The 23,257-nt window shown below is 57.5% G+C and carries 21 protein-coding genes and 1 riboswitch; of the genes, 13 read left to right on the forward strand and 8 right to left on the reverse strand.

Features of this window, described 5'->3' with window-relative positions; translation table 11 throughout:
* The 5 genes from Q1B15_RS19060 to Q1B15_RS19080 form a co-directional block, all read left to right on the forward strand.
* A partial coding sequence (locus Q1B15_RS19060) for an NAD(P)H-dependent oxidoreductase (protein ID WP_299756773.1) occupies positions 1-340 on the forward strand: 340 nt, incomplete at its 5' end.
* Positions 340-963, forward strand: coding sequence for an NAD(P)H-dependent oxidoreductase (locus Q1B15_RS19065; RefSeq protein WP_299756775.1), 624 nt, complete (start codon positions 340-342; stop codon positions 961-963). The genes Q1B15_RS19060 and Q1B15_RS19065, both read left to right, overlap by 1 nt.
* Positions 960-1,880, forward strand: a complete 921-nt coding sequence (locus tag Q1B15_RS19070) for a 2-oxoglutarate and iron-dependent oxygenase domain-containing protein (protein WP_299756778.1) — start codon at positions 960-962, stop codon at positions 1,878-1,880. Before Q1B15_RS19065 ends, Q1B15_RS19070 begins: the two co-directional genes overlap by 4 nt.
* On the forward strand, positions 1,877-2,674 hold the full coding sequence (locus tag Q1B15_RS19075) for a creatininase family protein (protein ID WP_299756780.1): 798 nt from the start codon (positions 1,877-1,879) through the stop codon (positions 2,672-2,674). Before Q1B15_RS19070 ends, Q1B15_RS19075 begins: the two co-directional genes overlap by 4 nt.
* A gap of 95 nt (positions 2,675-2,769) precedes the next feature.
* Positions 2,770-2,946 (forward strand): hypothetical protein, encoded by a 177-nt coding sequence (locus Q1B15_RS19080; RefSeq protein ID WP_299756783.1) that lies wholly within the window; start codon positions 2,770-2,772, stop codon positions 2,944-2,946.
* Between the two features lie 54 nt (positions 2,947-3,000).
* On the opposite strand, the gene gcvP is transcribed toward Q1B15_RS19080, so the two are convergent.
* The 3 genes from gcvP to gcvT form a co-directional block, all read right to left on the reverse strand.
* Positions 3,001-5,853: an aminomethyl-transferring glycine dehydrogenase gene (gene gcvP / locus Q1B15_RS19085; RefSeq protein ID WP_299756785.1), complete on the reverse strand. Its 2,853-nt coding sequence runs from the start codon at positions 5,851-5,853 to the stop codon at positions 3,001-3,003.
* Positions 5,854-5,922: 69 nt separating this feature from the next.
* The gene (gene gcvH, locus Q1B15_RS19090; RefSeq protein WP_299756788.1) at positions 5,923-6,282 is read right to left on the reverse strand and encodes a glycine cleavage system protein GcvH; all 360 of its coding nucleotides are present in this window, start codon (positions 6,280-6,282) and stop codon (positions 5,923-5,925) included.
* A gap of 18 nt (positions 6,283-6,300) precedes the next feature.
* Positions 6,301-7,422 carry a glycine cleavage system aminomethyltransferase GcvT gene (gcvT, locus tag Q1B15_RS19095; RefSeq protein ID WP_299756791.1) on the reverse strand — a complete coding sequence of 374 codons (1,122 nt, stop codon included), beginning with the start codon at positions 7,420-7,422 and terminating at the stop codon, positions 6,301-6,303.
* A gap of 141 nt (positions 7,423-7,563) precedes the next feature.
* Positions 7,564-7,654, reverse strand: a riboswitch (glycine riboswitch).
* Between the two features lie 73 nt (positions 7,655-7,727).
* On the opposite strand from gcvT, the gene Q1B15_RS19100 reads away from it, so the two are divergent.
* Positions 7,728-8,291: a gamma-glutamylcyclotransferase family protein gene (locus Q1B15_RS19100; protein ID WP_299756794.1), complete on the forward strand. Its 564-nt coding sequence runs from the start codon at positions 7,728-7,730 to the stop codon at positions 8,289-8,291.
* Here the strand turns inward: Q1B15_RS19100 and Q1B15_RS19105 are convergent.
* Positions 8,288-9,679, reverse strand: coding sequence for an MATE family efflux transporter (locus tag Q1B15_RS19105; RefSeq protein ID WP_299756797.1), 1,392 nt, complete (start codon positions 9,677-9,679; stop codon positions 8,288-8,290). The genes Q1B15_RS19100 and Q1B15_RS19105 overlap by 4 nt on opposite strands.
* A 65-nt stretch (positions 9,680-9,744) precedes the next feature.
* Entirely contained in the window at positions 9,745-11,070 is a 1,326-nt protein-coding gene (gltX, locus tag Q1B15_RS19110) for a glutamate--tRNA ligase (protein ID WP_299756799.1), read from the reverse strand.
* 61 nt (positions 11,071-11,131) lie between these two features.
* Here gltX and Q1B15_RS19115 point away from each other — a divergent pair, with 61 nt between their 5' ends.
* Together Q1B15_RS19115 and Q1B15_RS19120 are read left to right on the forward strand one after the other, a co-directional pair.
* Positions 11,132-11,536 carry a metallopeptidase family protein gene (locus tag Q1B15_RS19115; protein WP_299756801.1) on the forward strand — a complete coding sequence of 135 codons (405 nt, stop codon included), beginning with the start codon at positions 11,132-11,134 and terminating at the stop codon, positions 11,534-11,536.
* 155 nt (positions 11,537-11,691) lie between these two features.
* Complete coding sequence (locus Q1B15_RS19120; RefSeq protein WP_299756805.1) at positions 11,692-12,642, forward strand: 1-phosphofructokinase family hexose kinase; 951 nt, start codon at positions 11,692-11,694, stop codon at positions 12,640-12,642.
* A 149-nt stretch (positions 12,643-12,791) separates the two neighbouring features.
* On the opposite strand, the gene Q1B15_RS19125 is transcribed toward Q1B15_RS19120, so the two are convergent.
* Entirely contained in the window at positions 12,792-14,450 is a 1,659-nt protein-coding gene (locus Q1B15_RS19125) for an NAD+ synthase (RefSeq protein ID WP_299756807.1), read from the reverse strand.
* 138 nt (positions 14,451-14,588) lie between these two features.
* Between Q1B15_RS19125 and Q1B15_RS19130 the strand changes: the two genes are divergently transcribed.
* Entirely contained in the window at positions 14,589-16,004 is a 1,416-nt protein-coding gene (locus Q1B15_RS19130; protein WP_299756810.1) for a 2-isopropylmalate synthase, read from the forward strand.
* Positions 16,005-16,054: 50 nt separating this feature from the next.
* On the opposite strand, the gene Q1B15_RS19135 is transcribed toward Q1B15_RS19130, so the two are convergent.
* Both Q1B15_RS19135 and Q1B15_RS19140 read right to left on the reverse strand, forming a co-directional pair.
* Entirely contained in the window at positions 16,055-17,584 is a 1,530-nt protein-coding gene (locus Q1B15_RS19135; protein ID WP_299756812.1) for a cryptochrome/photolyase family protein, read from the reverse strand.
* Complete coding sequence (locus Q1B15_RS19140) at positions 17,578-18,243, reverse strand: SDR family NAD(P)-dependent oxidoreductase (RefSeq protein WP_299756815.1); 666 nt, start codon at positions 18,241-18,243, stop codon at positions 17,578-17,580. The genes Q1B15_RS19135 and Q1B15_RS19140 overlap by 7 nt, the downstream gene beginning before the upstream one ends.
* Before the next feature lie 97 nt (positions 18,244-18,340).
* Here Q1B15_RS19140 and Q1B15_RS19145 point away from each other — a divergent pair, with 97 nt between their 5' ends.
* The 4 genes from Q1B15_RS19145 to Q1B15_RS19160 all read left to right on the forward strand — a co-directional run.
* Positions 18,341-20,323: a CocE/NonD family hydrolase gene (locus Q1B15_RS19145; RefSeq protein ID WP_299756817.1), complete on the forward strand. Its 1,983-nt coding sequence runs from the start codon at positions 18,341-18,343 to the stop codon at positions 20,321-20,323.
* 90 nt (positions 20,324-20,413) lie between these two features.
* Positions 20,414-21,394 (forward strand): ABC transporter permease, encoded by a 981-nt coding sequence (locus tag Q1B15_RS19150; protein ID WP_299756819.1) that lies wholly within the window; start codon positions 20,414-20,416, stop codon positions 21,392-21,394.
* Positions 21,391-22,305 carry an ABC transporter permease gene (locus tag Q1B15_RS19155; protein ID WP_299756821.1) on the forward strand — a complete coding sequence of 305 codons (915 nt, stop codon included), beginning with the start codon at positions 21,391-21,393 and terminating at the stop codon, positions 22,303-22,305. The genes Q1B15_RS19150 and Q1B15_RS19155 overlap by 4 nt, the downstream gene beginning before the upstream one ends.
* Before the next feature lie 40 nt (positions 22,306-22,345).
* Positions 22,346-23,257: ATP-binding cassette domain-containing protein (locus tag Q1B15_RS19160; RefSeq protein ID WP_299756824.1), on the forward strand; the 912-nt coding region annotated here is incomplete at its 3' end.

The raw sequence follows: 23,257 nt of genomic DNA on the forward strand, positions 1-23,257 counted from the left end.
CTTTTGTTTTCCTGTGTGGAATTTCGGATACCCCGCAATTCTCAAAGGCTTTTTCGACCGCGTTTTCCTACCCGGAGTGTCCTTCAAACTGATCGACGGAAAGGTCGTGCCGAACCTCACCCACATCAAGAAACTTGCCGCCATCACGACCTATGGCGGCACCCGCGTTCGCGCCACGCTAGCAGGCGACCCGCCCCGCATGAGCGTCAAACGCGCAGTCTGGCACGTGACGCGCCCCACCAAAATGCGCTACCTTGCGCTCTACGACATGAACCGCGCGACAGAGGCAAAACGCGCCGCCTACATCGCCAAAGTCCGCAAAGAAATGAAGGACCTCTGATGCGCGCCCTTGTCGTCTATTGCCATCCCCGCAAGACCAGCTTCACCGGTGCCGTCCGCGATGTCGTTGTGCAGAAATTAGAAGGGGTTGGCGCCGACGTGCGCGTTCTTGATCTCTACGCGCGCGGCTTCGATCCAGTCCTCACAGCCGCCGAGCACGAAGGCTACGAGGCCTGCCCCGACAACTGCGCGCCCGTCGAAAGCGATGTCGCCGACATTCGGTGGTGCGATGCGTTAATCTTTATTTACCCGACGTGGTGGTATGGTCTTCCCGCTGTCCTCAAAGGCTGGCTCGACCGCGTTTTTCTGCCCGATGTTGCGTTTTTGATGCCTGACGGCGAAAACACAACGATCCGGCCGGGTCTGCAGCACATCACGCGCCTCGGCGTGTTTACCACCTGCGGTGCAAGCTGGTGGCTCACACAATTCGTCGGCGCGCCCGGCAAACGCACAATTCTGCGCGGCATTGGCGTTCTCTGTGCCAAGCCCGTCAAAAAAGTCTTCGCCGCTCACTACCTAATGGACAGCTCGACCGACAAATCGCGCAAAAAACACCTCACCCGTGTCGCCGGAAAAATGGACCGCCTCGTTGGCGTACCGCAACGCCAGGCGGGCCCGGTATGATCCCCGTCATCGACTGGGCCAACGCCAAAACCGCCCGCCATAATGTTGTCAAAGACATCGGCATGGCCTTCAGAAATCCCGGTTTCATGGTCCTGACGAACCCCGACGTACCCACAAAACTGCGTAGAGAAGTATTTGATTCTGCAGATAAATTTTTTGATCTTGCGGTGAATGAAAAGCAACAGGTTTCGATCCTGAACACCCCCCATTTCCGCGGTTGGGGCGCCAAGGGCGACGAAAGCCTCGACGAAACTCAGCCTCAAATCGACACCAAAGAGACTTTCAATGTCGGCCTCGATCTTCCAGAAAATGACCCGCGAGTCCTCGCAAACAACCCCTTCCGCGGCCCGAACCAATGGCCCGATATCCCCGGCTTCCGCGAAACGCTTCTCGCGTACTATGACGCCGCGCAATCTCAGGGCCTCGCGATCCTCTCCGTCATCGCCGAAGACCTCAACCTCCCGTCAAACCACTTCGACGCCCTCTTCAAAGACCCTCTAAGCGCCCTCAGATTGCTCCGTTACCCGCCCCGAACGGGTGCGCAAAACGAGATCGGCGCAGGCGCACACACAGATTATGGCGCAATTACCCTCCTCATGACAGACGGTGAACCCGGCCTTCAGGTCCGTGCGCGAGACGGCGATTGGATCGACGTGCCCAGGGTCGAAAACGCCTACATCGTTAACGTCGGCGACTGCATGATGCGATGGTCAAATGACATCTATGTCTCGACCCCGCACCGCGTCCTTACCCCAAAAAACACCCGCCGCTCCGTCGCCTTTTTTGTCGAGGCAAACCCAGACACAATCGTCGCTGCATTACCCGGAACTGGCGATCCGAAGTATCCCGCCATCCGCGCCGCCGACTACCTGCAATCAAGGCTTGACGCCACCTATGCCCCGAAGGAGACCGCATGACCCGCCGCTTTGACTGGGCCGACTATCGGACAACTGAATTCCAAGATATGAATCCTGAAACCGTGATCGCAATCTTGCCCACTGCCGCCATCGAGCAGCATGGCCCACACCTTCCCGTCGGCACCGACACGATGATCGCTGAAGGCATGCTGGCCGAACTGCGCCACCAATGCCCTGATGACTTAGATATCCGCATTTTGCCGGTCCAGTCGGTTGGCAAATCAAACGAGCACCTGCACGCCCTCGGTACACTCACTTACACTGCGGAAACCGCGCTTGGCGCATGGCGCGAGATTGGAATGTCGGTCGCTCGCTCAGGTATCCGAAAAATCGTTATCGTCAACAGCCATGGCGGAAATCTCGATCTAATTTCAATACTTTCCCGTGAACTCCGGGTTCTTGCCGGAATGCTGGCGGTCAAATGCCAATGGGGCAATTTCGGAACACCTGAGGGTCTGTTTTCCGAACGCGAAGAAGCCTTTGGCATCCATGGCGGCGACCGCGAAACATCGCTTATGCTCCACTTTCGGCCCGAAACACTCGACATGAGCAGGGCCATTGATTTCCCGTCAACGGCCGAAGCCGCAACGATATCTCCCATCGGACCAATTTCCTACGGATGGGTCGCCTCTGACCTGAACCCTGACGGCACCGTGGGGGAAGCCCATTTGGCAACAGCCCCAAAAGGCAAGGCCGCCTGCACCCATCAGATTACCGGGTTCATCAACTTGCTCCGGCAAGTGAGGGACACACCAATCGGCGATCTCTCGCCCACCAAGGATGGCCCCTCTTAAGTCGTTGGCAACAATATGTTGACTTTGAAGTCCCTTCGGGTTGCTATGAACAAGGCCATTTATCCCTAGGAGCCGGCAACACACCGAGGAATGCCATGGCGATCGGCGCAGTCATTTTTACACTACCAATTGCTCTTTTAGGAAGCATTTGGGTCATGGCGCATCATGGGCTGAACACGCTTGAAACACTCGGAGTCTATTCCGCGCTTGGGTGCATGACGCTTTTTACAGTCTTCATCGCAACGGTTGTGGCGCTGCGCGACATACGCTGATGCTTCGGTGCTGCCCGCATCCGATCTAAAACACAAGCAGCACAGGATTAGCGCCTATTCAGCCGCCTCAAGATAGTCTTCAAGCGGCGGACATGTGCATACCAAATGCCGATCCCCCCAAACGTTATCGACGCGATTAACAGGCGGCCAATACTTATCCACCCGGAATGCGCCTTTCGGATAGCACCCCTGTTCGCGCGAATAAGGTCTATCCCAATCGCCCACCAGATCCTCAACAGTGTGAGGAGCATTCTTTAGTGGGTTGTTGTCCTGGTCACTCTCGCCCGCCTCAATCGCCCTAATTTCTTCCCGGATCGAAAGCATCGCATCGCAAAAGCGATCTAACTCGGCTTTTGGCTCGGACTCCGTCGGCTCAACCATCAACGTGCCCGCAACGGGCCAGCTCATTGTCGGTGCGTGAAACCCATTATCTATCAGACGCTTGGCAATATCATCGACACTCACGCCTGCGCTGTCCGCAAAGGGACGCGTATCCAGAATGCACTCATGCGCAACCCGGTCTTTTCCACCTCTGAATAAGACGGTAAACGCCCCTTCCAGTCGCTTCGCGATATAGTTTGCATTCAGGATCGCGACTTTTGTCGCCTGCGTCAGACCCTCTCCGCCCATCATAAGAATATAGGCCCAAGGGATCATCAAAATGCCAGGCGACCCGTATGGGGCAGCGCTAACCGGGCCTTCGACGCCTCCTGTCACAGGATGCCCCGGCAGGAACGGCTTGAGATGGGATTTGACGCCAATCGGCCCCATACCGGGACCTCCGCCACCATGCGGAATACAGAAAGTCTTATGCAAATTCAGGTGGCTCACGTCAGAGCCGATCTCACCGGGCTTTGACAGACCAACCATCGCGTTCAGGTTCGCCCCATCAAGATAGACCTGCCCACCGTGGTCATGTGTGATCTCGCAAACTTCACTCACCGTCTCTTCGAAAACACCATGCGTCGAAGGATACGTAATCATACAAGCGGCCAACCGGTCGCCAGCAGCTTCGGCTTTGGCACGAAAATCGACCAGATCAATATCGCCATTCTCAGCCGATGCGACCACAACAACATTCATCCCGCACATCTGCGCGCTTGCAGGATTGGTTCCGTGGGCAGAGACCGGGATCAGGCACACATTGCGCTGATCATCCCCCCTGGAACGATGATACGCCATAATTGTCAAAAGCCCGGCATATTCGCCTTGCGCACCCGAATTAGGCTGCATCGACATAGCGTCGTAGCCGGTGATTTCACACAGTTTAGTCGATAGATCCTCGATCATTTCCGTGTACCCCTCCACCTGACCAAGCGGTGCGAAGGGGTGAATATTCGAGAACTCAGGCCAAGTGACTGGCATCATTTCCGCCGCTGAATTCAGCTTCATCGTACAAGATCCAAGCGGGATCATTGCGCGGTCCAAGGCCAGATCACGGTCGGCAAGACGGCGCATATAACGCATCATTTCCGTTTCGGCGCGGTTGTGGTGAAACGTCGGATGCGTCAGGAAATCACTTGTGCGGTGATATTCGACCGGCAACCGCGTGTATCCCGCCTCATAGTCGTCGCGATTAAGCGTCAGCCCAAACGCTCGCCAAACGCCTTCCAGAACGGCGGGCCGAATAGTCTCGTCAACCGAAATGCCAATCTTCGTGTCGCCCACTTTGCGAAAGTTGATCCGCTCTTTACGACCAGCTTCAAGGATGACCCCTTGCAGCGCCCCGACTTCAATCGTGATTGTGTCAAAAAACAACTTAGGCTCAACGCTATAGCCACCGGCCTCAAGCCCCATCACCAAGCGCTCGGTCTTTCGATGTATGCGCTGCGCGATCGCCTTCAATCCGTCGGGGCCATGGAATACGGCGTAAAACGACGCCATCACAGCAAGCAGTGCCTGTGCCGTGCAAACGTTTGATGTCGCCTTCTCGCGGCGGATATGCTGCTCGCGGGTCTGCAGCGAAAGCCGGTACGCCTTGTTGCCGCGCGCGTCGATGGACACCCCGACAAGACGTCCTGGCATCGCGCGCTTCAGAGCATCAGTGCAGGCCATATATGCCGCGTGCGGCCCGCCGTATCCCATCGGCACGCCAAATCGCTGGGTCGAGCCAACAGCAATATCAGCACCCATTGCACCGGGTTCTTTCAAAAGCGTCAAAGCCAGGGGATCCGCAATAACGATCCCAAGCGCTTTGACAGAATGCAGCGCCGTCATCTGATCAGTGAAGTCACGCACATGGCCGTAGGTGCCCGGATACTGAAAAACCGCGCCAAAAACGTCTTCAGCAACCAGATCTTCAGGCGCGCCGATGACAATCTCAATCCCCAGCGGTGCCGCACGCGTTTTCATCACCTCGATGTTTTGCGGGTGGCAATTCGCATCGATGAAAAACGTCTTTGATTTCGACTTCGCCGTCCGCTCAGCCATGGTCATGGCTTCCGCAGCAGCCGTGGCCTCGTCCAGAAGAGACGCGTTGGCTATCTCAAGTCCTGTAAGATCACAGACCATCGTTTGATAGTTCAAAAGCGCTTCAAGCCGCCCCTGACTGATCTCGGGCTGATAAGGCGTATAGGCAGTGTACCATGCCGGGTTTTCAAAGATGTTTCGCTGGATCGCAGGAGGCGTAACCGTGCCATAATACCCCTGCCCGATCATCGTGGTGAAGACCTCGTTCTTTTCAGCAACCTGACGCATGTACCACAACAACTCGCGCTCGGACTTTGGCTTGCCGAAGGACAATGGCTCCGCCTGCCGGATTTTTTCTGGAACCGTCTCCTCGATCAGTGCGTCAAGCGAAGATACGCCAAGCACTGCAAGCATTTCATCCATTTCGCTCGCCGACGGACCGATGTGGCGTCGATTGGCGAAATCGTATGGAAGGTAGTCTGTTGGGGTAAATGTCATATCTCTCTCCACAGCCGGTCTAAACAGCTGAAAATGCGTCGATAGTCACGCCAATAGTGCGAATTGACGTCAGTCGATCATGTCGTTGTAGGCGTCCTCATCCATAAGCGCGTCAAGCTGGCTCATGTCCTCAACTTTCATCTTGAAGAACCAGCCCCCGACGGTCGGGTCTTGGTTCACCAATCCCGGATTATCAGTCAGCGCGTCGTTCACCTCGACGATTTCACCATCCACCGGGGCCACGATATCTGACGCGGCCTTAACGCTTTCGATAACGCAAATTTCATCACCCTGGGCAACCTTCGTTTCCGTTTCAGGCAATTCAACAAAGACAACATCCCCCAACTGGGTCGATGCATGTTCCGTGATGCCAACAACAACCACGTCACCGTCTACGCGCAGCCATTCATGATCTTCAGTGTATTTCATAGAGCCCTCATTTGTTCTTTAGCGTTTATAATTTGAAGCACGAAACGGCATATCCGCAACCGTTAAAGGCAGTCGTTTGCCACGGACGTCGCCTTCCAGCGCCGTGCCGCTCGCCGCGTAGTCACTTCGCACATATCCCATAGACACCGGCGCCTGAAGCGTCGGGCCAAAAGCACCGGATGTCACTTCGCCGATTTTCAATTCGCCGGCATAAATCTCGGTACCCGCCCGCATCGGCGCACGGCCTTCCGGCAACAAGCCGACACGCCTGCGCGGCGCGCCGTTCTGCAGCGCATCAAGGATACGATCCGCGCCAGGGAAACCGCCTGCGCGCTCGCCGCCGCGGCGGCGCGCTTTCTGGATCGCCCATTCTAATGCTCCCTCAACTGGCGATGTTGTTGTGTCAATGTCCGAACCGTAAAGGCAAAGTCCAGCCTCAAGTCTAAGTGCGTCCCGCGCCCCTAATCCAATGGGTTCGACCGCATCCAAATCCAGCAAAGCCTGCGCAAATCGTGGCGCATCGCGCTCGGGCAATGATATCTCGAAACCATCTTCTCCGGTGTACCCCGACCGCGAAACCCAAAGCTCGGCTCCGTGCCAATGAAAGGTGGCCACATCCATGAATCGCATGTCCGCCAGGTCAGGAACCAGAGATGCGAAAGCCGCTTCGGCATCCGGTCCTTGCAACGCGACAAGTGCGCGGTCGATGATGGGTTCTATCGTACACCTGTCCGCAAGATGCGCCTGAAGGTGAGCGATATCTGCCTCTTTGCAGGCCGCATTCACCACTAAAAACAGATGATCGCCGCGATTGGCGACCATCAGATCGTCAAGAATACCGCCGTCGTCATTGGTAAACAGGGCATAGCGCTGCCTGCCTTCGGCAAGTGCCAGTATCGATACCGGGACGAGCGTTTCCAGCGCTAATGCGGCGTCTCGCAGGTCTCCGGACTTTGGCCGCAAGATCACTTGCCCCATGTGGCTGACATCAAAGAAACCCGCGGCGGCGCGTGTGTGCAGATGCTCTCTCATCACCCCAGCTGGATATTGCACTGGCATCTCATAGCCCGCAAACGGCACCATCTTGGCGCCAAGCGAAACATGAAGGTCATAGAGCTCTGTGCGCTTCAAATCCGACATAACATCCCCATTTACTGCCGGCGATTGCGCGCCGAGCACCTGCCGGGCAAAAGCCTTGCCCGTTGGCGCCCCCTCTGTCCTTTCGCCTGAGATCGTTATCCCTTCGGCGCCCCGAACTGGCCGGGGTCTCTCCAGAGTTTTATCGGCGCGGCGGTCCTTGGGCCTGAGAGTTTACCGGGGCGGTTGCTCCTTCGGCACCGGGACGAATCCCGACTTCTCCCGACGCGTCTGTCAAATCGTTACGTCGCTTTGCGCGGTCTGGCAAGACCTTGCGCGCAACGCACCTTCGCGACAATACTTCGTCCATGACCGCGTACGTTTTCGGATATGGTTCTCTTGTGAACCGGGCCACGCATACTTTTGATGCCGCGCATCTAGCCCGAATTTCCGGATGGCGGAGAGCGTGGCGGCACGTTGTTGGCCGCCAGGTGGCATTCCTGACTGCCGTGCCGCATCCAGCCTCCGAGCTGGATGGATTGATCGCCAATGTACCAGACGAGGGCTGGACTGAACTTGACGCGCGCGAGCATTCCTATGATCGCCAGTTGGCCCATGACGTGGCGCATCAACTTGGCCCCGACACGGCCGTCCATATCTACCACGCCCCACCCGAACGGCATGTCCCGACATCACACCTGCATCCGGTAATTCTGAGTTACCTCGACGTGGTTGTACAAGGCTATTTTCGCGAGTTCGGAGAAGACGGTGTGCTACGTTTTTTTGAAACAACCGACGGCTGGGACGCGCCGATTCTAGACGATCGCCACGCGCCTATTTACCCTCGCCATCAGAGACTTACGCCCCAGGAAGTCGATTTGGTGGATCGCAATTTGAAACACCTTGGCGCGACCGTGATCCTCGCGCCTTAGCGACGGTGATGGAGCAATTGGAGCAGGCGTGCCTGACGGTCGAATGGTTCGACTGCGACATCGCCGGGTGCGTCATCCGAAAGGACTTTCCGCACAAGAACAAAGGTCAACGCTGCGAAAATGATCCCGCCAACTGCCTGTCCGGTCAAAACACCTAGGGCACCGAAATAATATCCACCAAGCAAGACAAAGGGGATGGTTCCAAGCGTATGGCGCCCCCAGTTGATCCAGGTGGAATAGAACGGATGCCCAAGGTTATTGAATGCCGCATTGCCAACGAAGATTACACCGTTGAAAAAGAACGCAAGCGCCAGTGGACCGCAAAACAGGAATATTAATTCCTTGGTAATGCCATCCGCATCGAAAAGGGACACTATCGGACCTCGCAAGAAAAACAGAACAACGGAAATAAACACCACGACCAAGGCCGTAAAGATTATGGCGTCTCGGAATGCTCCGCGTACACGGTCGGTTTGCCCCGCCCCAAAGTTTTGCCCGATGATCGGCCCAACAGCCCCGGAGAGCGCGAAGAGTACGCCAAAAGCCACCGGCGTCATCCGTGCAACAATGGCCATCCCGGCAACCGCGGCTTCACCAAACTCGGCCATCGAGCGGGTCACATAAGCCTGCCCAATGGGCGTCGCAAGCTGCGTCAGGATCGCAGGTGCTGCGATGGTCGCAACGGGTGGCAAGTCGGCGGCCAGACCTTTCAGTGTCGGGCGGCCGAAACCGCCGTAGTAGAGGATGATCGGAAGGACGCCGAAAATCGCGATAGCAATCCGCGCGGCAACACTGGCAAGGGCCGCCCCCGTCAGTTCAAGATCAAGTCCAAAGATCAGGATTGGATCCAGCACGGCGTTGACAGCGCCGCCCCAAACGGTCGCCATCATTGCGCGCCGTGCATCGCCATGCGCGCGCAAAATTGCCCCCCCGACCATCCCCATAAGAAGAAGCGGCAAACTTGGGACAATGATCGAAAGATAGGAGACAGCCAGATCAAGCGTCTGACCGGTCGCTCCCATAAGACGGGCCAACGTTTCAAGGTTCAACCACACCACAAAGGCGAAAATCGCCCCGAAAATAACACCATAGATCAAGGCGTGGGTGGCGCGTTGCTGCGCAAGTTCAGCGTCCCCCGACCCAAGCGCGCGCGCGACAAGCGCACCCGCAGAAATCGCCATTCCAATGCCAAAAGACGACGTGAAGAACAAGATTGCACCCGCATATCCGACGGCTGCCGCAAGCTCGGCCTTGCCCAGCATCGAGATGAAAATCATGTCCACAAAGTCGACAAGGAAGACCGCCATCAATCCAACCGATGAGGTCAAAGACATCACTGTGATGTGTCGAAAGAGGCTACCTTCGAGAAATACCGCGCGATCGCTCATGCGTCAGCTATGCTGGTTTTTGGGTCAAGGCCAACCGACAATCGCAAACAGCGACAAGATTTTGCTTAATCAAAGCTTGGCTTCTTTTGCAAAAGCGGCATCACGTCTGCCATCTCTGGCCCCCGTGCCTGTCCCGTGACAGCGAGACGCAATGGCATGAACAGTCCGCGCCCTTTGCGGCCAGTCTCGGCCTTCACAGCATTGGTCCAATCACTCCAGGCATCGTCGGCATAAGGGGGATCGCCCAGCATTTCGAACGCCTTAACGACAAACTCACGGTCTTCTTCTGCAATCTCTGGTGTGGCGTGGCCCGAAAAAACTGGCCACCACGCCCCGGCCTCTGCGCGCGTGGCTGTATTGCCGCGCACGACCGACCAATAAGGCTTGCGTAGTCTGTCTGGAACGCCCGCCCTAGACAACGCTTCATCGACATCTAATGCGTCAAGGCCGTGGACCACACTTGCGGTGATCGGAACAAGATCCTCGACGTCAAACTTCGTAGGCGCCGAGCCGAAACGGCTGATGTCGAAACCTTCAATCAACTCATCATGGCTGCCGCGCAGCTCAACCGGATCGGCCGACCCAATACGCGCCATAAGACTGAGAATAGCCATCGGCTCGATGCCACGCGCCCTAAGGTCACGCAATGCAAGCGTCCCAAGGCGTTTGGAAAGCGCTTCCCCCGTGGGACCAGTCAGCAAAGAATGGTGCGCAAAATCAGGGACATGACCACCAAGTGCGCGGATCATCTGAACCTGAGTGGCCGTGTTCGTCACATGATCAGCGCCACGCACAACATCCGTTACGCCCATGTCAGTGTCATCTACTACCGAAGCCAGCGTGTACAACACTTGCCCGTCCTGCCGGATCAAGACAGGATCGCTGACGGAGGCCGCATCAATCGAAACATCGCCTAAAATTCCATCGGTCCACTCGATACGTTCCTGATCGAGCTTGAAACGCCAGACGCCTGTTCCGCGGTTCCTTCTCAGCGCAGCTTTTTCGTCGTCAGAAAGAGCAAGTGCTGCACGATCGTAGACAGGAGGGCGGCCCATATTCAGCAATTTCTTGCGCTTCAGATCAAGTTCAGTCGGCGTTTCCCATGCCTCGTAAAACCGCCCCATCTCGCGAAGTTGGTCGGCAGCATCGGCGTAACGGTCCAGCCGTGCAGATTGGCGTTCCTCGCGGTCCCACGTCAGTCCAAGCCATTCAAGATCTTCGCGTATCCCGTCGACGTATTCTTCTTTCGAGCGCTCAGGGTCGGTGTCATCCAAACGCAGAATAAACGTCCCCCCCGCTTTGCGCGCGATTAACCAATTGAACAACGCGGAACGCAGATTGCCAACGTGCAGGTAGCCGGTCGGTGATGGGGCGAAGCGGGTAACGGTCATAGGTGTCTCCTGATCCGGCGACGCTCTTTCATACAGCAGCACTTTTGTCCATATGGAAGGCATGAGCGATGCAAAAGACACGCCACCAAATGCCCCGGAAGTCGAAGCATTGGCGCTCGCTGCAATCGAGGCTTTGCCCGACGCCTTCAAGGACGAGGCGGCGCGAGTTGCTTTGCGGGTTGAAGATTTTGCGACACAGGAAGTACTCAAGGGTCTTGGAATTGACGACCCCTTTTCGTTGACCGGGCTTTACGATGGCATTCCACTGACGGAGAAATCAGTTTTTGACCAACCGTCACACCCTGACGCGATCTGGCTGTTTCGCCGACCAATTTTGGACGAATGGATCGAGCGCGGCGACGTGTCTTTAACCGCCTTGGTGGCACATATTTACATCCACGAGCTTGCCCACCACTTTGGATGGTCGGATGACGACATCGCATCTATTGACGAGTGGTGGACTTAAGGAAATCCCGGTTCACCGACATATTGCCAACATAGCTTAGTATTCCGTAACGATCCTCAACCGGCCGCTCGGAGGTTGATGGATGTTTTCGACTTGCGATGATTGCGCTAACGCGGCATGAACAATCGTCGAAAAGACCGCTAGGGGCCCCGCACATGAAATCGCACATTCTGACGATAACACTTAACCCGACCGTAGACTTCTGCACCACGTCACCGCGCATCGAGCCGGGGCCGAAGTTACGGTGCACCGACCCGCAGATCGATCCGGGAGGCGGCGGCATTAACGTCGCGCGTGCGGTCAAGTTATTGAAAGGTCAGGCGACTGCGCTGGTTGCTATTGGAGGCGCGACAGGCGCTCACCTTTTGCAGCTTTTGGCGCTTGAAGGCGTGCCCACGGTGGCGTTCCAGGGTCCCGGCGAAACCCGGCAATCGTTGAGCGTGATAGATCAGGGAACCGGCGAGCAGTATCGCTTTGTGATGCCCGGCCCGGCTTGGCGCGATAGCGACGTGCCGCGCGCATTGAACTCGGTCGATCAGGCGACAGGCGCGGATACTTTGGTGGTCCTGTCAGGCAGCCAACCGCCCGGAGTTGCAAAGGATTTCCCGTCGATCTTGGCAAGCCACGTGAAGGGCAGCGAAGCGCATTTGATTGTTGATACGTCGGGTCCAGCACTGTTTCATCTTGTCGAAAAACCACGTGAAGCACTGCACGTTTTGCGGATGGACGGCCCGGAAGGCGAAGAGCTTGCAGGGCGCCCATTGCCAACGCGCGAGGACACCGCAGAGTTTGCGCAATCCCTTGTTCAAGCCGGCGTTGCACGAATAATTATCGTTGCTCGCGGGGCGGATGGATCGGTTCTGGCAAGCGAACAGGGCAATTGGCATTCTGTTGGTCCGCCTGTCTCGGTGGTCTCGACAGTGGGTGCCGGAGACAGCTTTGTCGGGGCCTTCACATTGGCGCTTGCTGGCGATGAGCCGGTCGAGGAATGTCTGCGGTGGGGGGTGGCGGCGGCCAGTGCTGCGGTCATGACCCAGGCCACGCGTTTGTGTGACCGTGAGATTACCGAGCGCCTTTTGAAAGATTGCTCCGTTACCAGGCTTTAGCAGGCTGCGCTAAACAATTAACGCCGCGGTTTCCTCGGCCAAATCACCACGTCGCCACAACGTCGGTATGCCGTCGGTGCAGGGGGTCGCCGAGGCAGGACTTCGGGAACGAAATCTTCTGCAATATTCACAGCTATAAACACCCTGGATTAGCTTGGATCCCGCCAGCGATTAACAATCGGATAGCGCCGATCAAGCCAGAACGACCGCGTCGTAAGACGCGCGCCAGGAGCCGACTGATACCGCTTGTATTCGGCCAGATAAACCAGATGTTCGATTTTCTTGACGGTCGTGCGATCAAATCCTTTGGCCACGATATCCGCCACTGATGTTTCGTTGTCGATCAGCTCTTCCAAGATGACATCCAGCTCGTCGTAGGGCGGCAGGCTGTCACTATCTTTTTGATCTTCGCGCAATTCAGCCGTCGGTGGTTTGTCGATGACGCGGGGAGGAATAACCTCGCCCGGCGGACCCATCATCCAGTCACGATGGTTGGCGTTGCGCCACCTACACGTGACAAAGACGCGCATTTTGTAGAGATCCTTGATCGGATTGTAACCGCCGGCCATGTCGCCGTAGATCGTCGAATATCCAACCGCGACTTCCGATTTATTGCCGGTGGTCAGCAGCATCTCGCCGTACTTATTTGAGATCGCCATTAGGATCACGCCGCGCAGGCGCGACTGAATGTTTTCCTCGGTCAGGCCCGGTTCCGTGCCCACAAAAATATCTCCGAGTGTATCGTTAACGGCTGTAACAGGGCCCTTAATAGAGACAGTATCAAGTCGTGCGCCGAGATTGCGCGCGACTTCGCCCGCGTCGTCCAGAGACACCTGCGACGTAAACTTGGAAGGAAGCATGACGCAGCGCACGTTTTCTGGACCCAACGCGTCAGCCGCAATGGTCGCCACTATGGCCGAGTCGATGCCGCCAGAGAGCCCAAGTAGCGTTTTTTTGAAACCTGTTTTGCGGAAATAATCGCGCAAAGACTCGACCATGACGCGATAGTCTTGTTCCCATTCATTCGGGAACGCCGCTATTTCACCGGGGACGGCACGCCATCCAGCATCTGTTTCTTCAAAGTCAACGTGGGCGATCGCTTCGTCAAAAACCGGCAAACGCATGGCAAGCTCGCCGCCCGGATTTAGGACGAAGGTTCCACCATCAAAAACCTGATCGTCCTGCCCGCCAACCATATTAAGATAGATTAACGGCAGGCCGGTTTCGACCACGCGTGACACCATTTGGTTTAACCGCGTTTCGTACTTGTTTCGATAGTAGGGGGACCCGTTGGGAACGAGGAGAACTTCGGCGCCACTTTCGCCCAATGCTTCGGGCACGTCTTCATGCCATGCATCTTCGCAAATAGGGGTGCCAACGCGCAAAACTCCAAGGTCATAAGGCCCGGCAATCGGACCGGGTTCGAACAGGCGAACCTCGTCAAAGACGGTTTCATTGGGAAGGTGGTGCTTGAGAACTTGCCGCACCAACCGTCCTTCTTTGAGGACGTGATAGGCATTGAAAAGCTTGCCGCCTTGCAGCAACGGCCCCCCAATCCCAAGGGCGGGGCCGTCTGCAGTTTCAGCCATCAGCGCTTCTATGTGTGCCATTGCGTCGCGCGCGAATGCCGGCTTCATCACCAGATCCTGGGTGTTGTAGCCGGTGATGAACATCTCCGGCAGTGCGACAAAATCCGCGCCAGCCGCGCGACCTTCTTCCCACGCGGCCAATGCCTTAGCCTTGTTTCCAGCCAAATCTCCGACGGTTGGGTTCAATTGCCCAAGCGTGATGCGGAAGCGGTTTGTCATGCGCACTCTCCAAGCCCAAACCGTGTCTTAGCAGAGATGCGCCGAAGGGAAAGGGTTCGCGGACGGGAAAAGCGTTGCGAGCACTCGGTCGCTCAACTAGATTTAGCAAAACGGAGTGAAAAAAGAGTGGAACCGATCGTGGCAAGACGACTGAGGCTAAAGCTGGTGGCGACCTGTGCGGCGATTGCGCTGAGTGGGACAGCATGGGCGCAAGACAGCCAAGTCACCACAAAACAGTATGACGACGGTGGCGTTTACGAGGGCACCTTCCGTGACGGCAAACAGCACGGGACCGGAACCTATCGACTGCCAAACGGATATGTCTACTCGGGCGAATGGATGGACGGTGAAATCCGGGGCCAGGGACGCGCCGAATTTCCAAATGGGTCTGTCTACGAAGGTGAATTTTCCGCCGGAAAACCGGAAGGTCGCGGTAAGATCGTATTTGCGGACGGTGGGACCTATGAGGGCGGCTGGAGCGACGGAAAGATCAACGGGCAGGGCGTCGCCAGCTATGCCAATGGTGTTAAATACGAAGGCGGTTTCATCGACGCGCTGCACGATGGACAAGGCCGGATGGAAAGCCCGAATGGCTACATCTACGAAGGCCAGTGGAACAAAGGCATTCGCGAAGGCACTGGCACGATCGAATACCCAGATGGCGCGGTCTACGAAGGCCAGCTTGTGCGCGGTGCGCGCGACGGGCGCGGCACGCTGACGATGCCGGATGGATTGGTCTATGTTGGGGAATGGTCCAACGGTCAGATCAACGGCAGCGGGTCACTGACGCAGCCGAACGGCGACGTTTACGAAGGTGACCTGATCGATGGCAAACGTCAGGGTCAGGGTCGGGTGATTTACGCCAATGGCGATATTTATGAAGGCACCTTCGAAGCAGATCGCCGTCAGGGTCAGGGAACGTTTACCGGCACGGATGGCTACCTTTATGTCGGTGGCTGGGTCGACGGGCGCATCGAGGGCGACGGCGAAGTGACGTATCCAGACGGGTCCGTTTACACCGGCACCTTCAAAAATGATCTTGCCGACGGCGCGGGAAGGATCGTTTATCCGGACGGCAACACGTATGAAGGCGGCTGGGTCGCTGGCGTGATCGAGGGCGACGGCGTTGCGACCTATTCCAACGGATTGGTCTACGAAGGCGGGTTTCTGGACGCGAAAATGCACGGGCAAGGCAAGATGACATTTGCCGACGGCTACACCTATGAAGGCACTTGGGCTGGTGGTCAGCGCGAGGGCGACGGCGTTGCGACCTATTCGGACGGCACCGTGTACGAGGGCAGCTTCGTGGCCGGGCAACGTCAGGGTCAGGGCAAGATCACCATGCCAGACGGCTTCACCTATGTGGGCGAATGGGACGCGGGCGAGATTGACGGGATGGGCGTGGCGACTTACGCGAACGGCGATGTCTACGAGGGCATGTTCGTGCGCGGCAAGCGTCAGGGCAACGGCAAAATCCGCTACGCGACCGGCGAAGAGCGCACCGGCGATTGGGACAACGGTGCCCTGATCAGCACTGACGACGACACGAATTAAGATTTCTTAACGTCGGCATGTAGGAAGTGTGCGGGGTTTGCCACAGCACATCACACAGGCCGTCCGGCGTCCATCTGGCTTAGGAATGCGTCTGCTTGGGCTACGATCGTGTCGCGTTTGTCCGCGTTCATCCGATCCCAGGTGCGATACATATTGCCCATCCGCGGATTGCCCTGGAACTTGTCGCGGTGGCGGTCGAGGAAATGCCAGTAAAGCAGGTTGAACGGACAGGCCCCCTCGCCGGCTTTTGTCTTCACCGAATAAGCGCAGGATTTGCAGTAGTTCGACATGCGGTCGATGTAGTTGCCTGAGGAGACGTAGGGCTTGGAGCCGACGACGCCGCCGTCTGCAAATTGGCTCATGCCGATGGTGTTCGGGGCTTCGACCCATTCGTAGGCATCGGCGTAGACGGCGAGATACCATTCATGGACCTCGTGCGGGTGGATGCCTGCGAGAAGGGCGAAATTACCGGTCACCATCAGGCGTTGGATGTGGTGGGCGTAGGCGTCTTCCCGGGTTTGGGCGACGGCTTGGGACAGGCAATGCATTTTGGTTTCACCGCCCCAGTAGAGCGCGGGCAGCGCCCGGTCGTGGGCAAGGGCGTTGCGGGAGGTGTAGTCGGGGCCTTCGTGAAAATAGATGCCGCGGACGAACTCGCGCCAGCCGATTATCTGGCGAATGAAACCTTCGACGGCATTGAGCGGGGCCGTGCCTTTCTGCCATGCGGCTTCGGCAGCGCGGCAGATTTCGAGCGGTGAGAGCAATCCGGCATTCAGATACATCGACAAGATCGAGTGCCACAGGAACCTTTCGTCGGTCAGCATGGCGTCTTGATAGTCACCAAATTTCGTCAATCCACCATCGATGAAATGCGTCAATGAAAGGCGGGCGTTTTCCGGTGTTACGGCGAACCAGAAGGGCCGCAGCGTGCCGAAATTACCCCCGAACCGCGTCTCGACCAGATCGAGGACGTCTGACGTGATAGCGTCAGGTTCAAACCGCAGCGGGCCGGAGAAATCGACCTCCCCGGGGGCGGGTTTGCGATTGTCGTGGTCGAAATTCCATTTGCCGCCAGAGGGCTTATCGCCGTCCATCAACAGACCGGTCTTGCGGCGCATCTCACGGTAGAACCATTCCAGCCGCAATTGTTTGCGGCCCTCGGCCCAAGCCTCGAATTCGGCGTGAGTGGCGATGAAGCGATCGTCTTCCATCTGCGTAAGGTCAAGAGGTGCGTCGTTCAGATGCTGGATCAACCGCCATTCGCCGGGTTCGGTCGCAATCACTTTCGATGTGCCGTGGCGATCAGCAGCGGCGATCAGGGCCGCTGCGATACTGCCATGGGGCGTGTCAGCGTCTAATTGCGTGTAATCGACTGTCCAGCCGTCTTGCCGCAGCTTTTGCGCAAAATGGCGCATCGCAGAAAACAGGAAGGCGATCTTTTTGGGATGGTGCGGGACGTAAGATGCCTCGTTCGAAACCTCGGCCATGACGACGATGTCTTGCGCTTTGTCGGCGGCTTTCAGGGCGGCGATGTCCGGGCTAAGCTGGTCACCCAGAACGAGAACGAGGCGGCCTACCAAGGAATGCCCCGTGCCGCATAGTCGAAAAACTGACCCGATTGCGCCGGTGTCAGGCCTTCGATGACGTCGATCAGATTTGCCGCCGCCTGGCGCGCCGGGACGGTTGTGTGTCGGCCCGCGTATTTTTCGGTGAAGGATGTCGCAACCGTGCCGGGATGCAGACAAACAGCAGCGGCCTGTTTGTGGGTGCGCTTCATTTCGATGGCCGCACCATGGATCAACTGGTTGAGCGCGGTTTTCGACGCGCGGTAGCTGTGCCAGCCTCCGATGCCGTTATCGCCGATTGAGCCGACACGCGCAGACAGGGCGGCGAAAACCGATGGAGTGGTTTTGGGCAGGAGCCTAAGGCTATGTTTTAAAACAAGCATCGGCCCAACGGCATTGACGCGAAAGGCGGCCTCCATCGCATCTGCCGTCACTTCGCGCACGGCTTTTTCGGGTGCCTGTCCACCAGACTCTAATGCGCCTGTGGCCACGAAGATCAGCGCAAAGGGCGCATCAAGCGCGCCAAGAGCTGCTTCGACACTGGCTTCATTCGTCACATCAAGACCGTCGCGCGAGCGCGACAGCCCCATGACCTCATAGTCGCGGGCCGACAGCTCGGAGGAAATGGCCGTCCCGATCCCGCCGGAGGCCCCTATGACAAGCGCGCGCTTCATAAGGGAATAGCTAGCTGCATCTGCGCAGGCGTCAACGCAGTCTTTTCAGTTTGTTTCGGGCGTGCTTACGTCAATGCAAAGCAAAAAGGGGCGCGTCATGAAGCATCGCAGCGATTTTCCAAGGACCGTTATCGAATGGCCGGATCAACGAATCGCGATGCCCGATGGGGTCGAGCTTTCGGTGCGGATTTGGTTGCCAGAGGATGCCGCGACCAATCCCGTGCCGGCAATCCTTGAGCACCTGCCCTACCGCAAACGCGACGGCACCATCGCGCGTGATGAGCTGACGCATCCCTACTTTGCAGGTTATGGTTATGCCTGCATCCGTGTTGATATACGCGGCAATGGCGACAGCGATGGGTTGATGGCTGATGAATATACCCGGCAAGAATGGGATGACGCGCTTGCTGTGATGGACTGGGTCCGCGCGCAACCCTGGTCGACGGGGGACTGGGGGATGATGGGTATTTCCTGGGGTGGATTTAACTGCCTTCAGGTCGCAGCCCTTCGTCCTGCGGGAATGAAGGCCGTTATTTCACTGTGTTCAACGGTGGACCGGTATGCCGACGACATCCACTATAAGGGTGGGTGCATGCTGGGCGAGAACCTTGGCTGGGCGTCGCAGATGCTGGCCTATTCGTCGCGCCCGCCGGACCCCGAAGTGGTGGGCACTCGGTGGCGCGACATGTGGTTGGAGAGGTTGAAGGCGCAGCCGTTTTTGTTGGAGCCGTGGCTAACGCATCAGCGCCGGGATGCCTATTGGGAACACGGGTCGATCTGCGAGGATTTCGATGCGCTGGAGGTGGCTGTTCTGTCCATTGGCGGGTGGCATGACGGGTATCGCAACACACCAAGTGCTTTGGTTGCGAACATTTCGGCGCCAGTGAAGGCGATCGTTGGGCCGTGGATTCACAAGTATCCGCATTTTGCGGGGCCGGAGCCTCGGATTGGATTTTTGCAAGAGGCGCTCAGGTGGTGGGATCGCTGGTTGAAGGGGGTTGAGACCGGGGTCGAGGACGACCCGGCGCAACGTCTTTGGTTGATGGATACGGTCCCACCAACGCGGTGGTTGGACGTCCGTCCTGGGCGTTGGATTGCGGTGGATGAAGACGTACCAATGCAGGTTTTTCCTTTTGGAAACGGGGTTTTGGGGGCTGCAGAGGCGTTTTCTGTACCCGTTGCATCGCCTCAGACCTGTGGCGCTGGGGCTGGCGAGTATTTCCCGTTCACCTTCGATGAAGATTTTCCCGGCGATCAGGCCGCCGACGATGCGATATCGGCGTGTTTTGAAACTGTTCAATTGGACGAAACCACTGATGTGGTCGGGGCGCCCGTGGTGTCTTTGCGGCTGACGCCCCGTGCGCAAAGCGGTCAGATTGCTGTTCGGCTGGTCGATTTGCGACCCGACGGCGGGGCAACATTAATCAGCCATGGGTTCTTGAATTTGCGACACCACGCAAGCCACGCGAACCCTGAAGATCTGACGCCCGGGGTGGAGATCGACGTGGCGGTGATCATGGATCAATGCGCCTATCGCCTGCCCGCCGGGCATCGCTTGCGGGTTGCGGTCTCAACTGCCTATTGGCCGTTCATCTGGCCCGCACCCCACGCCGGTGGTGTGACGATCACCGCAGGGTCGCTGGCGTTGCCAGTGCGCGAAACAGCTTTGGGCGATGAGGTGGCGTTTCCACCGCCCGAGGCGGCCTTGGCGTGGAAGGCGACCGAGTTGCGCGCGCCGGCACTGACCCGCGAAAGCAAAGTGTTGGCGGACGGCACATCGCTTTTGCGGATCACCACCGACAATGGCGAGATGCGCGATGATGCGCATGGGCTGGCGACCGGGTCGAGTTGTGTTGAGGCCTGGCGTATTCACCCCGACGACCCATTGTCGGCACAGGCGCGGTTTGACTGGGTTGAGACGATGGATCGCGGGGATTGGAGCGTGCACACGCGGTGCCATGCCTCGCTTTGGGCCAGTCGCGACACTTGGCACGGGCGGGCACGGGTTGAGGCCTATGAGGGTGAAAACCTTGTTTTTGAAAAGGATTTTGCGATCGATATTGCGCGCGACGGAATATGATCCGCCACAAACTGTTGCTATTTGCGACGGGCTGCGCCTAGTCTTCCCCAACAGATCGGAATACTATCCGGCAAGACCAGGGAGACCTACATGCACCCCATCCTGTCGACGGTGCTTCAGCGATTGGCGCTTGGCCTGCTGACGCTGTTCTTTGTGTCGGTGATTATCTTCAGTTCCATCGAGTTCCTGCCTGGCGACTTTACGCAAGCCGTTCTGGGTCAAACCGCAACGGAAGAAACCGTGGCTGCGTTCCGCCGAGAGTTGGGGCTCGATCAGCCAGCTTACGTCCGATATTTCGACTGGATTGGCGCTTTGGCGCAAGGCGATCTGGGGACCTCGTTCTCGGGTCGCGCGTCGTCTGGAGTGGATCGCTCGCGTGCGGTGGTTGATCTGGTCGGGCCGCGGCTGGAAAACACGCTGTTTCTGGCAACCATGACTGCGATTATCGCGGTGCCTCTGGCGCTGACATTGGGAATTCTCGCGGCACTTTATCGCGGAACGGTGTTTGATCGCGTTATCAATGCAGTGACGTTGACGACAATCTCGATGCCGGAATTCCTTGTCGCCTATGTCCTGATCCTATTTCTTGCCTCGCTTAATCCCATTTTTCCGAGCCTTGCAAATATCACAGTGGATACGCCGTTCTGGGAGCGGGTTTATCGCTGCGCCCTGCCCTCGCTGACGCTGACGCTGGTGATTGTCGCGCACATGATGCGAATGACCCGGGCGGCGATTATCAACCTTTTGGCTTCGCCTTATATTGAGATGGCGCGGCTTAAGGGCCTGTCACCCCGCAAAGTGATCCTGACCCACGCCTTGCCAAACGCCTGGGCGCCGATTGCGAACGTTGTGGCCTTCAACCTTGCCTACCTTGTGGTGGGCGTGGTCGTGGTCGAAGTGGTGTTTGTATATCCCGGTGTCGGTCAGTTGATGGTCGATGCGGTGACAACCCGCGACATACCTGTGGTGCAGGCCTGCGCACTGATATTTGCCGCCACCTACATCGTTTTGAACCTGATCGCTGACGTCATATCGATTGTCACAAACCCGAGGTTGTTGCACCCAAGATGACCGACACACCAGAGACATATACCGCCAAGGATGAAGTCGGCCAGGTGCGCGCGCGTCGCACCCGGTGGGAGCGAACGTGGATCGAGCTGAAGAAGGCGCCTTTGACGGCATGGTTCGGGATGATCGTCATCGCGTGCTACGTCTTTGTGGCGGTTTTTGCAGGCTGGCTCGCTCCTTACGCCGAGGCCGACAGTTCCTTCGGAGCCTATCTGCCATGGGGCGATGGCCACGTGTTCGGCACAGATCAGATCGGGCGCGATATCTTCTCGCGGATGATCTTCGGCGCGCGCAACACGATGGGCATTGCCTTTGCGACGACCTGTCTTGCGTTCCTTATCGGGGGCGGCTTTGCCCTGATGGCCGCAATCAGCCGGGGCTGGGTGGATCAGGTTATCAGCCGCTTTGTCGATGTCTTGATGGCGATCCCGTCGCTGATTTTTGCGCTGATGCTTTTGTCGATCTTTGGCTCGTCTATTCCGTCGTTGATCATGATCATCGCTGTGTTGGATTCCACCCGGGTCTTTCGTTTGACCCGCGCTGTCGCGATGAATGTGGTGGTGATGGAGTACGTGGAAGCCGCGCGCCTGAGGGGCGAGGGCCTCGGCTGGATCATGCGTCGGGAGATCTTGCCGAACATCATGCCGCCTTTGGTCGCCGAGTTCGGCCTTCGGTTTAGCTTTGTTTTCCTGACGATTGCCGCTTTGAGCTTCCTAGGGGTCGGCATCCAGCCGCCAACGGCGGACTGGGGTTCGATGGTACGCGACAACGCGTCGCTTATTCAGTTCGCCCAATACGACCTGAAAGCCGGCATCACGCCTTTGCTGCCAGCCGCGGCCATCGCGCTTTTGACTGTTGCAGTGAACTTTGTGGTCGACTGGTTCCTGATGAAGACCAGCGGTTTGAAAGAATGAACGCCAAGCCGAGTATGTCTGCCAATAAGAAAGTGCCAAAATGAGTGACGATCTGCTGCTTCATATGAAGAACATCGTGATCGACGGGTTTTCGGACGAGCGTTGGCACCCGATTATCAAGGGCATTGATCTGACGCTGAAGCGCGGTGAGGTGCTTGGGCTGATCGGGGAATCTGGTGCAGGCAAATCGACGCTTGGTCTCGCTGCGATGGGGTTTGGACGCCCCGGCATCCGCCTGACCTCGGGCGAGATCTGGTTTGACGGGAAGGACTTGATGACTGCGACCGAGGCCGAGCGTCAAAGTCTGCGCGGCTCACGCATTGCCTATGTCGCACAGTCTGCAGCGGCCGCCTTTAATCCAGCACATCGCCTGATTGATCAGACCATTGAAGCCAGCCTCAGCCATGGCGTGAAGTCGGCCGCCGAGGCGGCGGAGGACGCAAAGTCCCTTTATGCAGCGATGGATTTGCCAGACCCGGAAAACATCGGGTTTCGCTACCCCCATCAGGTTTCCGGTGGGCAGTTGCAGCGCGCAATGACCGCTATGGCAATGTCGGCGCGCCCCGACCTGATTGTTTTCGACGAACCCACAACGGCACTGGACGTCACGACGCAAGTAAATGTATTGGCCGCGATGCGTGAAGCCGTGGACCGGTTCAATACAGCCGCAATCTACATCACGCATGACTTGGCTGTGGTGGCACAGATGGCGGACAGGATCAAAGTTCTGCGCTATGGCGAAGAGGTCGAAGAGGCCGAAACCCAGGAGATGCTGTCGAACCCCAAGCACCCGTACACGAAAACGCTTTGGGCAGTGCGTTCGATTGTGAAGGCGGCCGAGACAAGCGACGACTACGTGCTTCAGATTGACAATGTGACGGCGGCCTACGGGACGGTTCCAGTATTGCACAAGGTCTCAATTTCGGTGCCGCGCGGCAAGACGATTGCTGTG

It is taken from the genome of uncultured Boseongicola sp. (assembly GCF_937988555.1).
GTDB lineage: Bacteria > Pseudomonadota > Alphaproteobacteria > Rhodobacterales > Rhodobacteraceae > Boseongicola.